Origin of the sequence: [Clostridium] polysaccharolyticum (genome assembly GCF_900111595.1) — a bacterium.
GTDB lineage: Bacteria > Bacillota > Clostridia > Lachnospirales > Lachnospiraceae > Clostridium_AI > Clostridium_AI polysaccharolyticum.
This window is the reverse complement of sequence record NZ_FOHN01000005.1, coordinates 25,770-41,020: the sequence shown is the minus strand read 5'-3', so window position 1 is coordinate 41,020 and position 15,251 is coordinate 25,770. Positions and strand designations below refer to the sequence as shown.

At 37.7% G+C, this 15,251-nt stretch carries 12 protein-coding genes and 1 riboswitch; of the genes, 10 read left to right on the top strand and 2 right to left on the bottom strand.

Features of this window, described 5'->3' with window-relative positions; translation table 11 throughout:
* Positions 1–35 precede the first annotated feature (35 nt).
* Positions 36–1,340, top strand: coding sequence for a D-alanyl-D-alanine carboxypeptidase family protein (locus tag BMY85_RS04470; protein WP_408643089.1), 1,305 nt, complete (start codon positions 36–38; stop codon positions 1,338–1,340).
* A 112-nt stretch (positions 1,341–1,452) separates the two neighbouring features.
* Here BMY85_RS04470 and BMY85_RS04465 read toward each other — a convergent pair whose 3' ends face one another.
* Positions 1,453–1,974: an RNA polymerase sigma factor gene (locus BMY85_RS04465; protein WP_092476897.1), complete on the bottom strand. Its 522-nt coding sequence runs from the start codon at positions 1,972–1,974 to the stop codon at positions 1,453–1,455.
* 185 nt (positions 1,975–2,159) lie between these two features.
* Here BMY85_RS04465 and BMY85_RS04460 point away from each other — a divergent pair, with 185 nt between their 5' ends.
* On the top strand, positions 2,160–2,399 hold the full coding sequence (locus BMY85_RS04460) for a BhlA/UviB family holin-like peptide (RefSeq protein WP_092476895.1): 240 nt from the start codon (positions 2,160–2,162) through the stop codon (positions 2,397–2,399).
* Between the two features lie 216 nt (positions 2,400–2,615).
* Here BMY85_RS04460 and BMY85_RS04455 read toward each other — a convergent pair whose 3' ends face one another.
* Positions 2,616–3,554 (bottom strand): GH25 family lysozyme, encoded by a 939-nt coding sequence (locus BMY85_RS04455; RefSeq protein ID WP_177180632.1) that lies wholly within the window; start codon positions 3,552–3,554, stop codon positions 2,616–2,618.
* A 261-nt stretch (positions 3,555–3,815) separates the two neighbouring features.
* Between BMY85_RS04455 and BMY85_RS04450 the strand changes: the two genes are divergently transcribed.
* From BMY85_RS04450 to BMY85_RS04415, 8 genes are all read left to right on the top strand, one after another.
* Positions 3,816–4,463 (top strand): HAD family hydrolase, encoded by a 648-nt coding sequence (locus BMY85_RS04450; protein ID WP_092476891.1) that lies wholly within the window; start codon positions 3,816–3,818, stop codon positions 4,461–4,463.
* 101 nt (positions 4,464–4,564) lie between these two features.
* A complete protein-coding gene (locus BMY85_RS04445; RefSeq protein ID WP_092476889.1) occupies positions 4,565–4,984 on the top strand; it encodes a DUF3237 domain-containing protein in 420 nt (139 codons plus the stop codon).
* Positions 4,985–5,052: 68 nt separating this feature from the next.
* Positions 5,053–5,227: riboswitch (cobalamin riboswitch) on the top strand.
* A 112-nt stretch (positions 5,228–5,339) separates the two neighbouring features.
* Positions 5,340–6,206 carry a hypothetical protein gene (locus BMY85_RS04440; protein WP_092476887.1) on the top strand — a complete coding sequence of 289 codons (867 nt, stop codon included), beginning with the start codon at positions 5,340–5,342 and terminating at the stop codon, positions 6,204–6,206.
* Positions 6,207–6,530: 324 nt separating this feature from the next.
* Entirely contained in the window at positions 6,531–9,830 is a 3,300-nt protein-coding gene (locus tag BMY85_RS04435; protein WP_092476885.1) for a hypothetical protein, read from the top strand.
* The gene (locus BMY85_RS15850; RefSeq protein ID WP_242939672.1) at positions 9,811–11,292 is read left to right on the top strand and encodes a DUF4430 domain-containing protein; all 1,482 of its coding nucleotides are present in this window, start codon (positions 9,811–9,813) and stop codon (positions 11,290–11,292) included. Before BMY85_RS04435 ends, BMY85_RS15850 begins: the two co-directional genes overlap by 20 nt.
* 15 nt (positions 11,293–11,307) lie before the next feature.
* Entirely contained in the window at positions 11,308–12,996 is a 1,689-nt protein-coding gene (locus BMY85_RS04425; RefSeq protein WP_092476883.1) for an ABC transporter ATP-binding protein, read from the top strand.
* Positions 12,986–13,909, top strand: coding sequence for an energy-coupling factor transporter transmembrane component T (locus BMY85_RS04420; protein WP_092476881.1), 924 nt, complete (start codon positions 12,986–12,988; stop codon positions 13,907–13,909). The genes BMY85_RS04425 and BMY85_RS04420 overlap by 11 nt, the downstream gene beginning before the upstream one ends.
* Positions 13,910–14,111: 202 nt before the next feature.
* Positions 14,112–15,242, top strand: coding sequence for an alpha/beta hydrolase (locus BMY85_RS04415; RefSeq protein WP_092476879.1), 1,131 nt, complete (start codon positions 14,112–14,114; stop codon positions 15,240–15,242).
* Positions 15,243–15,251: the final 9 nt, after the last annotated feature.

The window sequence follows — 15,251 nt, the reverse complement described above, 5'->3', positions numbered from 1 at the left end:
TTTCATATATTAAATGGAATAAGTATAGAATGGATGTGGTTTTTTTGTGGTCAAGACTTCGAGATGGTTTTAAACTGGTTTCCATAATAGAAATACTGGCATTGATGGGTGCTTTGATTTTTCCAGTTCCTTCCTGGCAGGTAATGGCTAAAGGGCAGACTGAGGTTGCCAATAAAAAGGAAAGTGATAAGGATTCCTTAGATATCCCTAAGGAGTTAAGCCAGCTCTATGCCCAGTCAGCCTGTTTGCTAGATGGAGACAGTGGACGTGTACTTTTTGAAAAAAATGGATATGATAAAAAGGCAAATGCAAGTACCACTAAGATTTTAACTTGCATTGTAACGTTAGAGAATGCCGATTTAGAAGATGTAGTTACGATCTCTCAAAATGCTGCAAAACAGCCAGATGTTCAGCTAGGTGCCCAGTCTGGTGAGCAGTTTAAGTTGAAAAACCTTCTTCTTTCCCTAATGTTAGAGTCTCACAATGACAGTGCAGTTGCGATTGCGGAACATGTGGGTGGTTCTGTGGAAGGCTTTGCTGCAATGATGAATCAGAAGGCTATGGATATTGGATGTACTCAAAGTCATTTTGTGACACCAAATGGCCTAGATGCTTCGGATCATCAGGGACAGCATGGAACAACGGCCGTAGAACTGGCAAAAATTATGCGCTACTGTATTAAACAGTCTCCAAAAAGCAAAGAATTTCTTGAGATAACCAGGACGCCAGCAGCAGCCTTTTCCAATGAGGCAGGTTCTAGAAGTTTTTCTGCAGTCAACCATAATGCATTTCTATCTATGATGGAAGGTGCTTTATCTGGAAAAACAGGTTTTACTTCAAAGGCGGGATACTGTTATGTAGGTGCGGTTGTACGCAATGAGAGAACCTTTATTGTGGCATTGTTAGGCTGTGGCTGGCCCAATCACAAGGCTTATAAATGGAAAGATACCAGAAAACTTATGGAATATGGAATTCAGAATTATCATTTTACAGATGTATTGGATAAATCTGTCACCTTTAATCCAATTCCGGTAGAAAATGGGATTCCAGAATCGGGAATTTTATCAGAAGAGGCAAGTGTGCCTCTGGAAGTGGATTTTGAGCAGGACGAATCTTTGATGGTTCTTTTAAAAAAAGGAGAAATGGCAGAACCAGTATATCAAATAGCACAATCTTTGAAAGCACCTGTGAAAGCAGGAGATGTGGCAGGAAAGGTGAAGTATAAGCTGGGAGATGAAATTCTTAGAGAATATTTGGTATATGCAGCAAAAGAAGTGAAAAAACTGGATTATAAATGGTGTTTACATAAAATTTTCAATCAGTTTTTATGTGGTGTGTAACTGGCATATTTTAATATAGTATAGAATGGAAAAGCAGCCAATCTCTATATGATCCCAGAGAGTATAATTCGAATGACTGGGAAAAGTATAGGGATTGGCTGTTTTGTAGTTCTTATTTTTCAGGCAAGAGACTTTTTTTGATACGGTTTATATATTGCCTGGAGCAGTTTAATTTTCTCCCAATATCCTTATCCGTATATCCGCTTAACAGTAAAATAAGAATGGTTCGCTTGATTTCGCACATGGAATGAAGTTCCTCTTTTAATTCTAAAATAAATAGTCTGTCGCTGATGGACGAGTCAAAAGAAGCAGTTATAAGTTCTTCATAAGGCACTTGATTTTCCAGTTTTTTCTGTTCTTGTGCACTATGTGCGTAAAGTTTGCAAAAGCGATGGTAAACTGCTTTTTGAAAATAAGAAATACATGCAAATTCAGTGGTAAGATAGGTCATTTTTTGAAGTGCTTCATAGATTGCCATACTAAGTTCCTGAGTACTGTCCTCAAATTCCAGATAATAAAGTTTCTTTGCATATTTTCGGATCAACGGCTGGAAATATTTTAAGATAGCGTTAAAATCCTGCTGATCCCCATAGGTTAAATAGTGTTTTACATGCTTTAGTAATACTTGCTCCATATAATATCCTCCCCTCCCTTATTAATAGGGAGAGAAAATGTAATTTAGAAACTAAAAAATAAGAAAAATGTAATTTCGTACATAAAATTATCTATATTATAAGAATAATGAATTTTTTGATAAACTAGTTGCTAAAATAAGAAAGCAGGGATTATTACATAGTAAATGGAAGAGGAGGTGGTGGAATGGAAGAAGTTTTATTATCCGTAACCCAGTCACAAGGAATCTGGACAGTTCTCTTTGTATTTTTGCTATTGTATACCATTAAGAAGAACGATAAACTAGATGAACGGCAAGAGGAGAGAGAACAAAAATACCAGATGCTGCTGTCAGATCTGACAGACAAGTACTCTTTGCTTACCAGCATGGATAAACAGATAAATAATCTGTTCAAGCTTTTTAAAGAAAATGATAAGAAAAGATAAACCATTAAATGAAAGCCAGCTTTTATGAGGATGTTCATATAAGCTGGCTTTTTACTGCAGGTATTATACGTTGATATATGGAAGAAACTTCATTTGGAATAACAGACAGAGTCTTGCAAAGGGTTCAAAACGCAAGACTCTGTCATTATTATATATGAGAAAGAGATAACGAATTTTACACTTGATGGTTTATAGGCAAGCTTCTAGTCTGGAGGATTAAAGCATGCCCAACAAAGATTTCCACATCTTTCCGCGGGCAGTAATTTCGCCATCTTGAGTGCCATAGCCAAGCACATTTCTCTGGTAGCTGTTTACTGCAGCAGTAAACAGGCTTCCAGCAACACCATCAGCAGTACCGCAATTATAACCTAATGCATTTAAACGTCTTTGGAGTGGTGCAACAACAGCATGTCTGTTATTCACCGTAGCGGAAACGGTAACAGTTTTCGATAATGTTTCTGTACCTGCAACACCATCTATGGAAGCACCACATGCAGCCTGTACCTCACGGACAAATGTATTTAAAGTATAGGCAGCAGTTTCAGGGACACCATCAAAATAGCCAATATTCATATCTACATTTCCGCTGATTCCAGCAACTGTTCCTGAAGAGGAATACTGCCAGATGTAAGCATTGGAGCCGTAACTTCCAATGGTGTTTGAATATCTTGCAAACCATAGTTTTGCTCCTGTCTGGCTGATAATCGTATCTACGTTTATGTAGTTTTTCACATAGTCTTCGTTGGCATAGATTACAGGAGTAAAGCCTGCTTTCGTAACTTCCTGGCAGAATGCAGCTGCCCAGTCCGTTAAAGTGGATTTTGAAATACTGACACCTTTGTTTCTTGCATAATCCATAGAATCATATTCAAAATCCCATGCCAGCATACAGCTGTTTGTGTATTTTTTTGCCTGTGCAATTAAATACTGTGCTTCATTGATTACCATGTCTTTGTTTAGTGCATAAGAGAACCAGTAAAAATGTGGTGTGACACCGTTGGCTTTAGAATTTCTTCCATTGTAATCACAGCGCTGGTCAATGTTGTTCTTGCCGTATCCAGCACGGATAAAGGCAAACTGTACACCGTCTGCTTTTACTCTGGCCCAGTCAGGCTGTCCTTGATAGGTTGATACATCAATTCCTTTTGTACTCATAAATATCATTCTCCTTTTCTAATAGAATAGATTTTTGGTTATGTAATGCTTTGTTGTGTTTTGCGTTACACCTATTAATAAGGAGAATTCTAGGGAGTTGTAAACTATATTTTGAAAAATTTAAAAATGTGTTATACTATCTCAGACGGAATATAATTTATGATGCCGATGTAAATCGCAAATTTTATGACTATAAGACAAAGAAGATTAAAAAAGTGAACCTGAATGCATAGCGGGTATGAAGTGGGAAAAAGGAGATCTATGAAAAATTATAAATTACTAATATTTGATTTAGACGGAACGATTCTGGAGACCTTAGAGGATTTAACGGATAGCACCAATGTAGCATTAAAGTCACAAGGCTTTCCAGAAAAAACGATGGAACAAGTAAGAAGTTATATAGGCAATGGCATCTATAAACTGCTAGAACGGGCAGTACCGAAAGGAACAGAACCAGAGATTTTGGAAAAAGTTTATAAAACATTTAAAGAGTATTACAGGCTCCATTGTGCAGATAAGACGAAACCTTACGACGGTATGGCAGAATTGCTTACAGAGTTAAAGAAAAACGGGCATTTACTTGCAGTGGTATCCAATAAAGCAGATTTTGCAGTACAGTCTTTGTGTAAAGAGTATTTTGGAGATCTGTTTGATTATACGGCAGGGGAAAGAGAGGGTGTCCGAAGAAAACCATACCCTGACAGCATTTTAGAAGTTCTAAAGGTGTTCCATGTGGAGAAAGAGCATGCCGTGTATATAGGAGATTCAGAAGTAGATATTCAGGTGGCTAAGAATGCTGGAATTGATGAAATCGCAGTGGCCTGGGGATACCGTGATGAGGAATTTCTTATGGAACAGGGGGCTAGGGTTATTGTAAAGGACGTAAAAGAAATAGGAAAAATAGTTTAGCTAAGGTTTATTCCACGAAATATACAAAGGAATAGTTTGTTTCGTGGAATTTTTTTGTTATACTAATAGGTAGATGAAAGAAGTAAAACAGGAGGTATTTCATGAAAGAGGAACTAATATTTTCATTACGTGTTGAATGCGGACCTTGGATGGTAATAGGACAGACAGACGAAGGCCAGTTAAGAGTAATCCCTATTACAGGAGGAGAGTTTACAGGAAAAATCAATGGGAAAATTATTCCTGGCGGGGCTGACTGGAATACCCAGAGAGACGAATCTGTATCTTATGCCTTTGCAAAATATGTGATTCAGACAGAAGATGGATTCTATATATCCGTAGAAAACGAAGGGGAGATTGATGACAGGAAAGCTGCACCATTCCTAACAAAGCCTGTATTTCAAGTTGACAAAAACAGTCCCTATGGATGGTTAAATGAAAGTAAGTTTATTGGCAAACTGGGATTTGGCAAGGCAGCTGGAGAAGTTGTAATTGACATTTACAGAGTATCTGAAATGAAGTGAAATTCTAGGTGGCATTTTCTGTGATAGTATGTTACAATAATTATGTTATTGTTACATGTACATAATAACAACTGAATATAGTACATGGTCACTTTTTAGTGTTAAACTGGAATCTGGTGAAAAACCAGAACTGCAACCACAACTGTAATTGCGGACGAAGAGACATTGGCCACTGTTTTTACGGGAAGGCGTTTCTTAGGATGATGCAAAAGTCAGGATACTTGCCATGTGCTGGATTAGAATACGATTCTTGGGTGATTGGAGAATACGGTATTTTTTTGTGCAATAAATTATGACATAAGAATAGGAATATTTCTCTAATTGCTCTCGCATTTTACCAAAGGAGAGATGAAATATGAAACAATTAGCAAAAAAACAGTTAGCAAAAGTAATGGCACTGGTAATGTTTGTTCTTATTGCTGCTTCTAATGCCAATGTAACTGCGTTGGCAGCAGAAACCTCTACAACAACAGAAGATTATGAACTGTATCTAATGGTAGATCCAGGGGAAACTGCAAACGGATTTATATTAGAACCGACCTGTATCACGATTCCTGCCGGAACGGATACATCCAGAAAACTAGGCGAAATCATCTGCAATACATTATTAAGCAGATTGATTTTAGTGAGCTGCACAGGTTCTTATGGATATATAAGCGGAATTCGCTGTTCCGAAGCGTATAATTTTGATGTAAGGAACTATTCTATGTATTCCCAAATGCCAGAAGCTGCATTCCACACTGGGATTGTAAAACCTTTAGGATATGTGACAAGACTGTTAAGTGAGTATAATTTTACTGGATTTTCGGGATGGATGTTCACAATCAACAATGAAATGAGTACAAATGTGAATGGCAGCCAGTATTACTATACCATGGGAACTACTGTTCAGGAATTAATGGATATGGGACTTTTAAGTGAGGAAGAATCTCCAGTAGTGGAAATGTTCTATACATTAAATATGGGAGCTGATGTAGGTCTTTGTGATGGATTTTTAGCAAATCAGGTTATTCATAACGAAGATGCCAATACATATTATTATAACTGGGCTGGTGATTACACATATGTAACAGCATATGAAAAAGCAGACAGAACAGAGCTTGTAATGGCGTTAGCTGACAACAGATACGATTCGGATTACAACAGTTCTTTAGCAGTGTTAAAAAACATTCAAGCAAGTGAAGAAAGCATAGATACGGCTATTTATAGAGTAAGTCACTAAGTTTTAATTTATTTGATAATTACCCCTTCATTATAGAAGGGGTAATTGCATTTCTTGTTTGATAGGAAAGTCCTCTGCGAGTCCTTCCCTATCAAATAAAAAGTGCCCTAAAAAAGAAGGGCACAGGATGCGCACAGATGGGTAAGGAAGATAATCGCTAAAAAACAGCGACAGCTAAAAGACAGCGACACCCATCTGGCGCGGCAAAGTCTGAGTTCCTTCGAGTACATTCCAGTCGCGAGAGTCTGAGGAACTCAGACTTTGTTCTAAATCAAAAAGGGACAGAAGGAAAAGGAAAAATAGTATGAGAAAAGGAAAAATAGTATGAGAAAAAGAAAAAGAATTGTTTTGCTTCTGTTGCTGGTAATGTCATTGATTTTGCCAGATATACCTGCCCTTGCAGAGGAAATAGGAGAGGCAATGCAAAAAACCCTGTCAGAAATGCCAGAAGCAGGTGCAACTCTAGAGACAGCTCCATCAGCAGAAACAACCCAGCTGCCAGAAACAACCCGTTTACCAGAGACAAATGGAACAACAGAGACAACGAATCTTCCAGAGATAACAGGTTCACCAGAAGAAAGTGAAATCCCAGCCGTTTCAGAAGTTCCAGAAAAAACATATGAATCTTTGTGGAATGATAAAAAAGAAGCATACTGTATTTCCACAGTAGAAGAGCTTAAGCTGTTCCGGGATTCTTTGTATCAGGATATAGACTATCAAGGAAAGAATGTTTATTTGGAAAATGATATTTTCATAGAAAAGACAAGCGACGTGGGAACAGTAGGAGAAGTTGGAGAAAAGGAAAATAGCTTTCAAGGGACTTTGGACGGAAGAGGACATTCTATTATAGGATGGAATCATGAAAAGGAAGGTTTGTTTTATAAGATTGGAAAAGAAGGCAAAGTGTGCAATCTTACCATGAAAGAGACTAAGATAACCCAGGCACAGTTAGGATGTGTGTTTGCTTATAGTAATTTAGGAGTAATCGCCCAGTGTACGGTTAATGGAACCATAGAAGGTGAAAATAATAATTACAGCAGTTTCTGTTATTCTAATTCTGGTACCATAACAGACTGTCTGAGCAGTGCTGATATTCATACAACAAAGAAAAAATCCCAGCTCGCTGGAATAACATACAAAAATACAGGAACTGTGCGAAACTGTGTGTATATTGGAACGTTATCCACTACCCAGACCAGTAAAATCAGTTTATACGGAATTGCTGATAAAAATACGGAAAATTGTTATTATCTAGGGCAAGCCAGCTATAAAGCAGGAGATAAAGCTTGTTCCATAGAGGATATGAAACTTCAGTCAACCTATCTGGGATTTGATTTTAACGATATATGGACGATAAAGGAAGAAGAAAATGAAGGATTTCCATCTTTAAGAACAGAGGTACAAGAGGTTTTGTCGATTAAGAAAATACCAGTAGAAATACAAGTGAATGTAGAAAATTACATATTTAATGAAAGTTCTGCTATGAAGGAATGTTATTTTCCAATCAGTGCAGCTATCCTATATGGAGGAAAGGACCCAAAGGAAAAAGAACAGTTCTCTTCTCTGGTAACGGACTATCAGCTTGTAATTACTCTCAATGAAGAAAAATGGAAGAAAGATTTTTTAGTTGATACGCCAGTCAATGGAGTATCCAAAGATTTTTCCAAAAAAGATCCTTCAGACTATTTTACATTTACATATCTGAAAAATGATACCTACGAATTTCAAGTGACTAGCTGGGCTTTTGGTTCTACGTCTGGTACTTATTATGATAACCCGCAATGGAGCTCCTTTTTGTCTAGTCAGGAAAAAGAAGCACGCATACAAAAGGCAGAAGAAGCAGTCAAAATCATATTAAGAGAAAATTACGCAAAATACGGTGCAGAGGCAATGGATAATACATGGTTTGATTTTACCTGTGCAAGGGCAGGATATTATCCTCCTGGGACTAGTAAGGACGAAATGTTTCAGAGGCTTTCAAAAGTCTGGAAAGAGTATAAGACTTATCAGCAGTCAGTGGGAAAGAAACCGGAAACAACAGAAACTGCAAGATTTGTATTGGCAATAACTGCATTAGGATTTGATGTGGAAGATGTAGCAGGATATGATCTGGTGAAGGAACTCCTAGCAAGTGATTACAACGGAAAATATTATGCCCAGCATTATCTTGCCTATGCTTTGTACAGTGGCAGATACGGAGAGTACATGTCTTACATCAAACCGTTAGTAAAGACTCAGATAGGAAGTTCAAAAATGAACAATTACAATGCAGATGATATGTCTATTATGTATATGCAGCCAATTTTTCTTATGTACAAGAAACAGGCATCTTCTAGCGATAAGGAAGCCTATGAAGTGAAACATTATGTAGAAACAGAAGTAATTCCGTGGCTGCAAAGAAGTATAACAGGTTTTGGAACATTCAACTCCCAATATACCAAATGTGATGTCAACGTCTGGACGGATGCTCAGGCACAGATGCTTCTGGCACTATTAGATGAAGATTTCTTATCAGAAGGATTTGTAAAGAATGGAAATACCATTTTGGATTATATTTCACAACATCCAGATATATCCCTGGATTACAAGGGGGATGAAAGTCAATGTGCAAGATCCCTTGTTTCTCTGATCCGTTGCTATAAGAAACAGGCCAATTTATTTGATTGTACTGACGTAAGCGGAGTGCGGGAAGTTAAAGCAAGAATACACGATCTTCCAAAGGAAATCAAAGAAGAAGATAAGGAACTTGTACAGAAAGTAAACGCATTTTATCAGTCTTTAACCAAAGGGCAGCAAGCACAAGTAAGCAATTATAAGACATTAGAAGAAGCCTTGGCAAAATTAGAGCAGATTGAGGCGGGTAAGGCAGCTGTCAAGGAAATGGAACAGATGATTGATGCTATTGGAACAGTAACACTGGAAAAAGCTTCTTTCATACGCGAAATCCGTAATGCTTATAATGCATTGACAGTAGAACAAAAAGCAAAGGTGAAAAACTATCAGGTACTTCTTGATGCCGAAACGGAATTAAAGAAATTACAAAATGATATAGACAAAGAAACGAATAAAAAGAAACCAAAGGATAATAAGGATACTAGAAAGGATAAGGGAGAGGAAACTTCAGACAAGGATAAAGGAAATCATGTCCCTCAATCTAAAGGCCAGAAAGAAGCAGATGAAGAGAATAACCAGAAACCAGAAAACAAGGAAGCTCAGGAAAAGAAGGAAGAAATGCTGCAGAATGGGCAGAAACTAGCAAGTGTGCAAATTAAGCAAAACTATTCTAAGAAGCATGTGACAGAAGAGGTGCAAAATTCCCATAAAGCTCATAAAGTCACCAAAGAAGAAGATAAACGAAAAAAGAACACCAAAGATAGCAGGAAGAAAACTAGAAGAAAAGTACTTGGTGAGTCTTCACTGGTTTTAAATGGAACCTATGATGCACTGGGGAAAGAGAACGCATTTCCTTACATGTGGATTTATACAGGAATATTTGGAACAGGTGTATTATTACTAGCCATAGGATTTTCATTTGGAGGCAAGGCCAGAATCGTAAAGGCGGCAAGTGAAATGAAAAATGGAAAGGGAAAGAGTGGTAAGGAAAATGAAGAGAAGAATTGCTAATCTTATTATGGTTCTTTCCATCCTGCTTATTGTGCTTTCAGGTGTTATGGCAGTTGGAAATGTCAAAGGATGGTTTCAGAAAGCGGATATAAAAGAAAATTGTCTCGTAGAAGAAAAAACAGGTGAGGCAAGCATTACCCGTAGTGGTATTGCGTACTCCTTAAGCAAAGGAACTATTTTAAGAGAACAAGATGTGCTAGAAACCATGTCTGGTTCAGGAATTCTTCTGAAAATGAATGGTATTGCCATTGGAGTGGATGCTGACACTCGTTTTGCAATTACCAAATGTAATGAGAATGCATTTGGTGTGGAACTGCATCAAGGAGTGCTTTTCCTTGTCAATCAGTCAGAAAATTTTGCCATAACTGTAAAAAGTGCAGAAAACAGTTACACCAGCAAGGGGAAGAATACTGTCTTTAGTGCAGATGTTCAAAATGGTGTACAGACAATTTCTGTTTTAAGTGGTACAGTTGGAGGAAAGTTAAAAGAAAGTAATCTGGATATCCAAGAAGGGCAAACTAGTCTTGCTTTTAATAAGGAAGATGGAACATTAGAAAATGATATCCAGACTCTTGAGCCAGAAAGTTTAGACAGTTTTATTCTCAAACAGGCAATTACTTTAGCTGGAGATCAGGAACTTTTTGTATCCATAGAAAAACTAAATTCTGTTATCCAGCAAAGGGAACAAGAGAAAGCTAAGGCAAATGAAGAGCTGCTTGTTTTATCTAAAAAGGATAGGAAGAAAGTCGTAAAAAAAGCTGATGTGGATAAAGAGAAAAACCAGACCAAAGAGCCTAAAGAGGATAAGAAATCGGCCTTAAAAGAAACTGAGTCAGAGAAAAACCAGCAGCTTAGTTCGTTATCTCCAGATGCTCAGGATTCTGGTGTACCAAGGGAATCTCAAAAACCAGCAAGGAAAGAAAAAGCTCATGCAAAATCAGGAAAGAAACCAGAAGCAGGCAAAAAGCCGTCCTCCAGTCCTAGTGAAAAAACGGAAAACCATAATCAAAAGCAAGAAAAGAATGATACCCAGGCAAGCGGAAAACCAGAGGATAAGCCACAAAAAATCTATGAATGCACCATTAGCATTCACTGTACATCCATCCTTTCTCATATGGAAGATTTAAAGGAAAGTAAAACGGGCTATGTACCTTCTGATGGATGTATTTTAACCACCACTAAGGTAGAATTTACAGATGGGGAAACGGTGTATGATGTTTTAAAACGTACGTGCGATACCTTAGATATACAAATGGAGGCCGCATACACACCACTGTATAAAACTTATTATGTAGAAGGAATTCATAACCTGTATGAATTCGATTGTGGCAGGCAAAGCGGATGGATGTATAAGGTCAATGGCTGGTATCCAAACTACGGCTGCTCATCTTATAAGTTAAAAGATGGGGATGCAATTACCTGGAACTATACTTGTGAAGGACTGGGCAAGGATGTATCCTAAGAAAAGGAGATTACTATGGCACAGATAAAAATTGAGGATTTATGTTTTTCTTATCCTCAGAATCCAGAACATAAAATACTGAACCATATTTCATTTGAAATCCAGCAAGGGGAATACATTGCCTTTTGTGGAAGAAGTGGAAGTGGTAAATCTACTTTGCTTAGGCATTGTAAATCAGTACTTACGCCAGCAGGAAATAAATCTGGAGAGATTTATATAAAAAACAAGCCTCTTGCCAGTTTAAACCTTCGTGAGCAGACAGAAGGAATTGGGTATGTAATGCAGAATCCGGATTATCAGATTGTAACAGATAAAGTCTGGCACGAGCTGGCATTTGGTTTAGAAAGTTTAGGGGTTGAGAATCAGATTATTCGCCGCCGGGTGGGGGAAATGGCAAGCTATTTTGGAATTCAGAACTGGTTCCATAAAGATGTGAAAGATTTATCAGGAGGAGAGAAACAGCTTCTTAATCTGGCATCCGTTATGGTTATGCAGCCAGATATTCTGATTCTGGATGAGCCTACATCTCAGTTAGATCCCATTGCGGCAGCTGATTTTCTGCAGACGGTACATAAAATAAACCTGGATTTTGGTACTACCATTTTGCTTTCGGAGCATCGGTTAGAAGAAGTGCTTCCTTATGCCGATAAAGCAGCAGTACTAGATAAGGGCAGTTTAATCGTGTATGACAGTCCTTCCATTGCTGCACAGATGCTATGGAAAGACAATCACACTATGTTTAGGGCATTTCCAAGTGCTGCACAGATTTTTTATAAAGCAGGGGGAACTGGAACCTGTCCTTTAACAGTACGAGAAGGAAGAAACTGGTTTCATCAACGATATGCTATAAAACATGCCAGAAATATCATGGAGAACGTGGGAAAAAAGGATAAAGGGAAGAAAAAAGAGAGAACAGCAATACAGCTTAAGGATGTCTGGTTTCGGTATGGCAATCGAACACCTGATGTCCTAAAAGGCGTAAGTTTTGAGATTGCAGAAGGAGATATTGTGGCGATAGTAGGGGGGAATGGAAGTGGTAAATCCACAGCATTAAAAATAATGGCTGGTTTATTAGAGCCACAGGCGGGAAAGGTTTTGTATTATGGCAAAGACTTGAGAAAGAAAAAAACTAAGTGGGCAGATGAAATTGCACTGCTGCCACAAGATCCCTTAAGCTTATTTGTAAAACGGACAGTGAGAGAAGAACTTGTGGAAATGACATCTGAACAGGAAGAATTAGAACATATGATAAAGTTTATGGATATATCCAGTCGTTTAGATAATCATCCGTATGACTTGTCAGGAGGGGAACAGCAAAGGGTTGCACTGGCAAAACTATTACTGGCACATCCTAGAATCCTTTTGTTAGATGAACCTACTAAGGGAATGGATATTGTTTTTAAGCAGGAACTGGGCAAGTTCCTTAAGACTTTATCAGAACAAAAGATTACTATCCTCTTAATTAGCCATGACATTGAGTTTTGTGCGGACTATGCAGATTTTGCAGGCCTGTTTTTTGATGGAAAAATCATTGCAAAAGAGGAGGCACATGAATTTTTTGCATCGAATTATTTCTATACGACAGCGGCAAATCGGATTGCAAGGGGCAAATGTCCCTTTGCGGTGACAATGGATGATGTTGTCCGTTTCTGTATGGAAGCCAAAGAAGGGGTTAGGAGAGAGGAAGAAAACTATGAGATTTGAAGAACATCATCCAATGATCTTGCTTGCGTATTTTGTAATGGTGATTTTGTGCGGGATGTATTATAATCATCCTGTTTTTCTGCTTCTATCCTTTCTTTCTAGCTTTTCGTACTGGAGTTACTGGCGGATAAAAAAAACTGCCAATACGAAGAATGCCAGCTGTCTTCAGACTGGCACTGGCATATTCTGGCGTTTCTTTTTCCTAGTAGCATGCATTGTGTTATTTGCTGGCTATTATGGATATGGCAATCATTTTGGAACCACATATCTGATGAAGAACAGAATTGGAAATTATATTACTTTAGAAGCATTGATCTATGGTATCGTCATAGGGATGCGAATTGCCATTATTCTTATGTGGATGGGCTGTGTACATCAGGTTATGACAGCAGATAAAATAGTTTATCTGTTTGGAAGAATCAGTCCTAGATTATCGTTATATATTGCCATTTCATTACGCACAGTTCCAAGAATCAAGGAACAGGCAAGGAAAATAAATGATGCACAGAGTTCCATAGGCAAAGGCATGTCACAGGGAAATGTAATCATGCGGTTCCGGAACGGTCTGCGAATGCTGTCTATCTTAAGTACCTGGTCTTTGGAACAATTTAAAAACTATTCCGATTCTATGAAAAGCCGAGGCTATACTTTAAAGGGAAGAACAGCATTTTCCATATACCGTTTCTCTAACTTTGACAGAGTTTTCGTCATATGGATAAGTTTTCTTCAGACGGTACTTCTTTGTGGAGCAGCATTTTATCAGAATACGGCAGAATATAATCCGAAACTATTCATTTATCCAGTTACGCCTATGAGCTTTTTCTTTTATGGAGCCTATATGATGTTTTTGGGGCTGCCATTTTTATTGAATGTGCATAGTTGCATATGTAAAGTTAAAAAGACTATTTGCTGATAATATACTTTAGAATTGATGTAAAATCTGAAAGGGAAGCAATATAATTTTACATGAACAAGAATAGGAATAAACCACCAATTGTAAAATTTGTGGTTTATTTTTTAGGATTATCAAGTGCATTACATAACTTTACAAAACATGCATACATGTTATAATTAGTGTGTAGCAAAACATATTGTCTCATTAAAGGAGGGATATAATGCAGTGGTCAATTCGTAATTTGCTAAATCCAGTTATTACAAGATGTCTTATATATGGAGCGAATCCATTTGATATGGAATATGTTCTTCGGAAAATGGAAGAAAAGCCACTCTTAAATGCAAGAATGCTTGATGATACCTGGATGTCTGAATGGGAGAAGAAAGCACAGCATTTTATTTCATTGGCAGATGAGGAAAGCAGAAAAGATAATATGGTTTCAGTAAGCGAATATTACTCTCTTGCTGCCAGTTGTTATTATGCTTGTTATTTACTTAATTCGGATGCCATCGAGAAAAAGAAAGGGATTTACGAAAAATTAGCTAGTACATATGAACAGTTTCTGACAGCATCAGAAAGGCAAGTGGAAGCAGTTAAAATTACTTTTGGGGAAAAGAAATATCTGCCAGCATATTTGCATTTTCCAGATAAAAACAAATATGAGGGTCCATATCCATGCGTGATTATGTTTACAGGAATGGGAAGCTGCAAAGAAGAGATGGAGATTGAGGCAAAGCCATTGATAGACCGTGGAATTGCTGTTTTGGCGATGGATATGCCAGGAACAGGAAATGCTCTGTTTCAATATGATATTAAATTAAGTGCAGAAAATACAGAAAAAGCAATTGACCAGATTCTGTCATTTTGCAAAGAGAATCCGCTGATTGACAATGGAAAGTTAGGAACTTATGGTCTTTGCATGGGCGGGGGATTTGCTTATCGTGCTGCAGCTAAGCACACTCAAATTCAATGCTGTGTAAGTTTATTTCCTTTATTTTTATCTATGGTTGAACCAGATAACATACCTAGATGGATGAAGCAGGGACAGTGGGCAGCTTTTCAAATGGATAAGCCGGTGGAACAGTTTTTAGATGAGATGGAAATCATAGGAGAAGGTTGCATCAATTGTGATTTTCTGTTGGTTCATAGTGTTTATGATAATTGGATGGAATTAGAGAAAACAAAACTGATTTATGAGAAAAGCCAAGGAGCAAAACAGGAAATTGAAATAGAAGAACAGCCTGTTTATGCGACGAAAGAAAGTGTTATGCATGCAATGCCTGTTGGGGAACAGATGCATTGGATAAAAAGAAAAGCGGCAGATTTTTGTGCACAGGCTTTACGAAAATAAATTACGGAG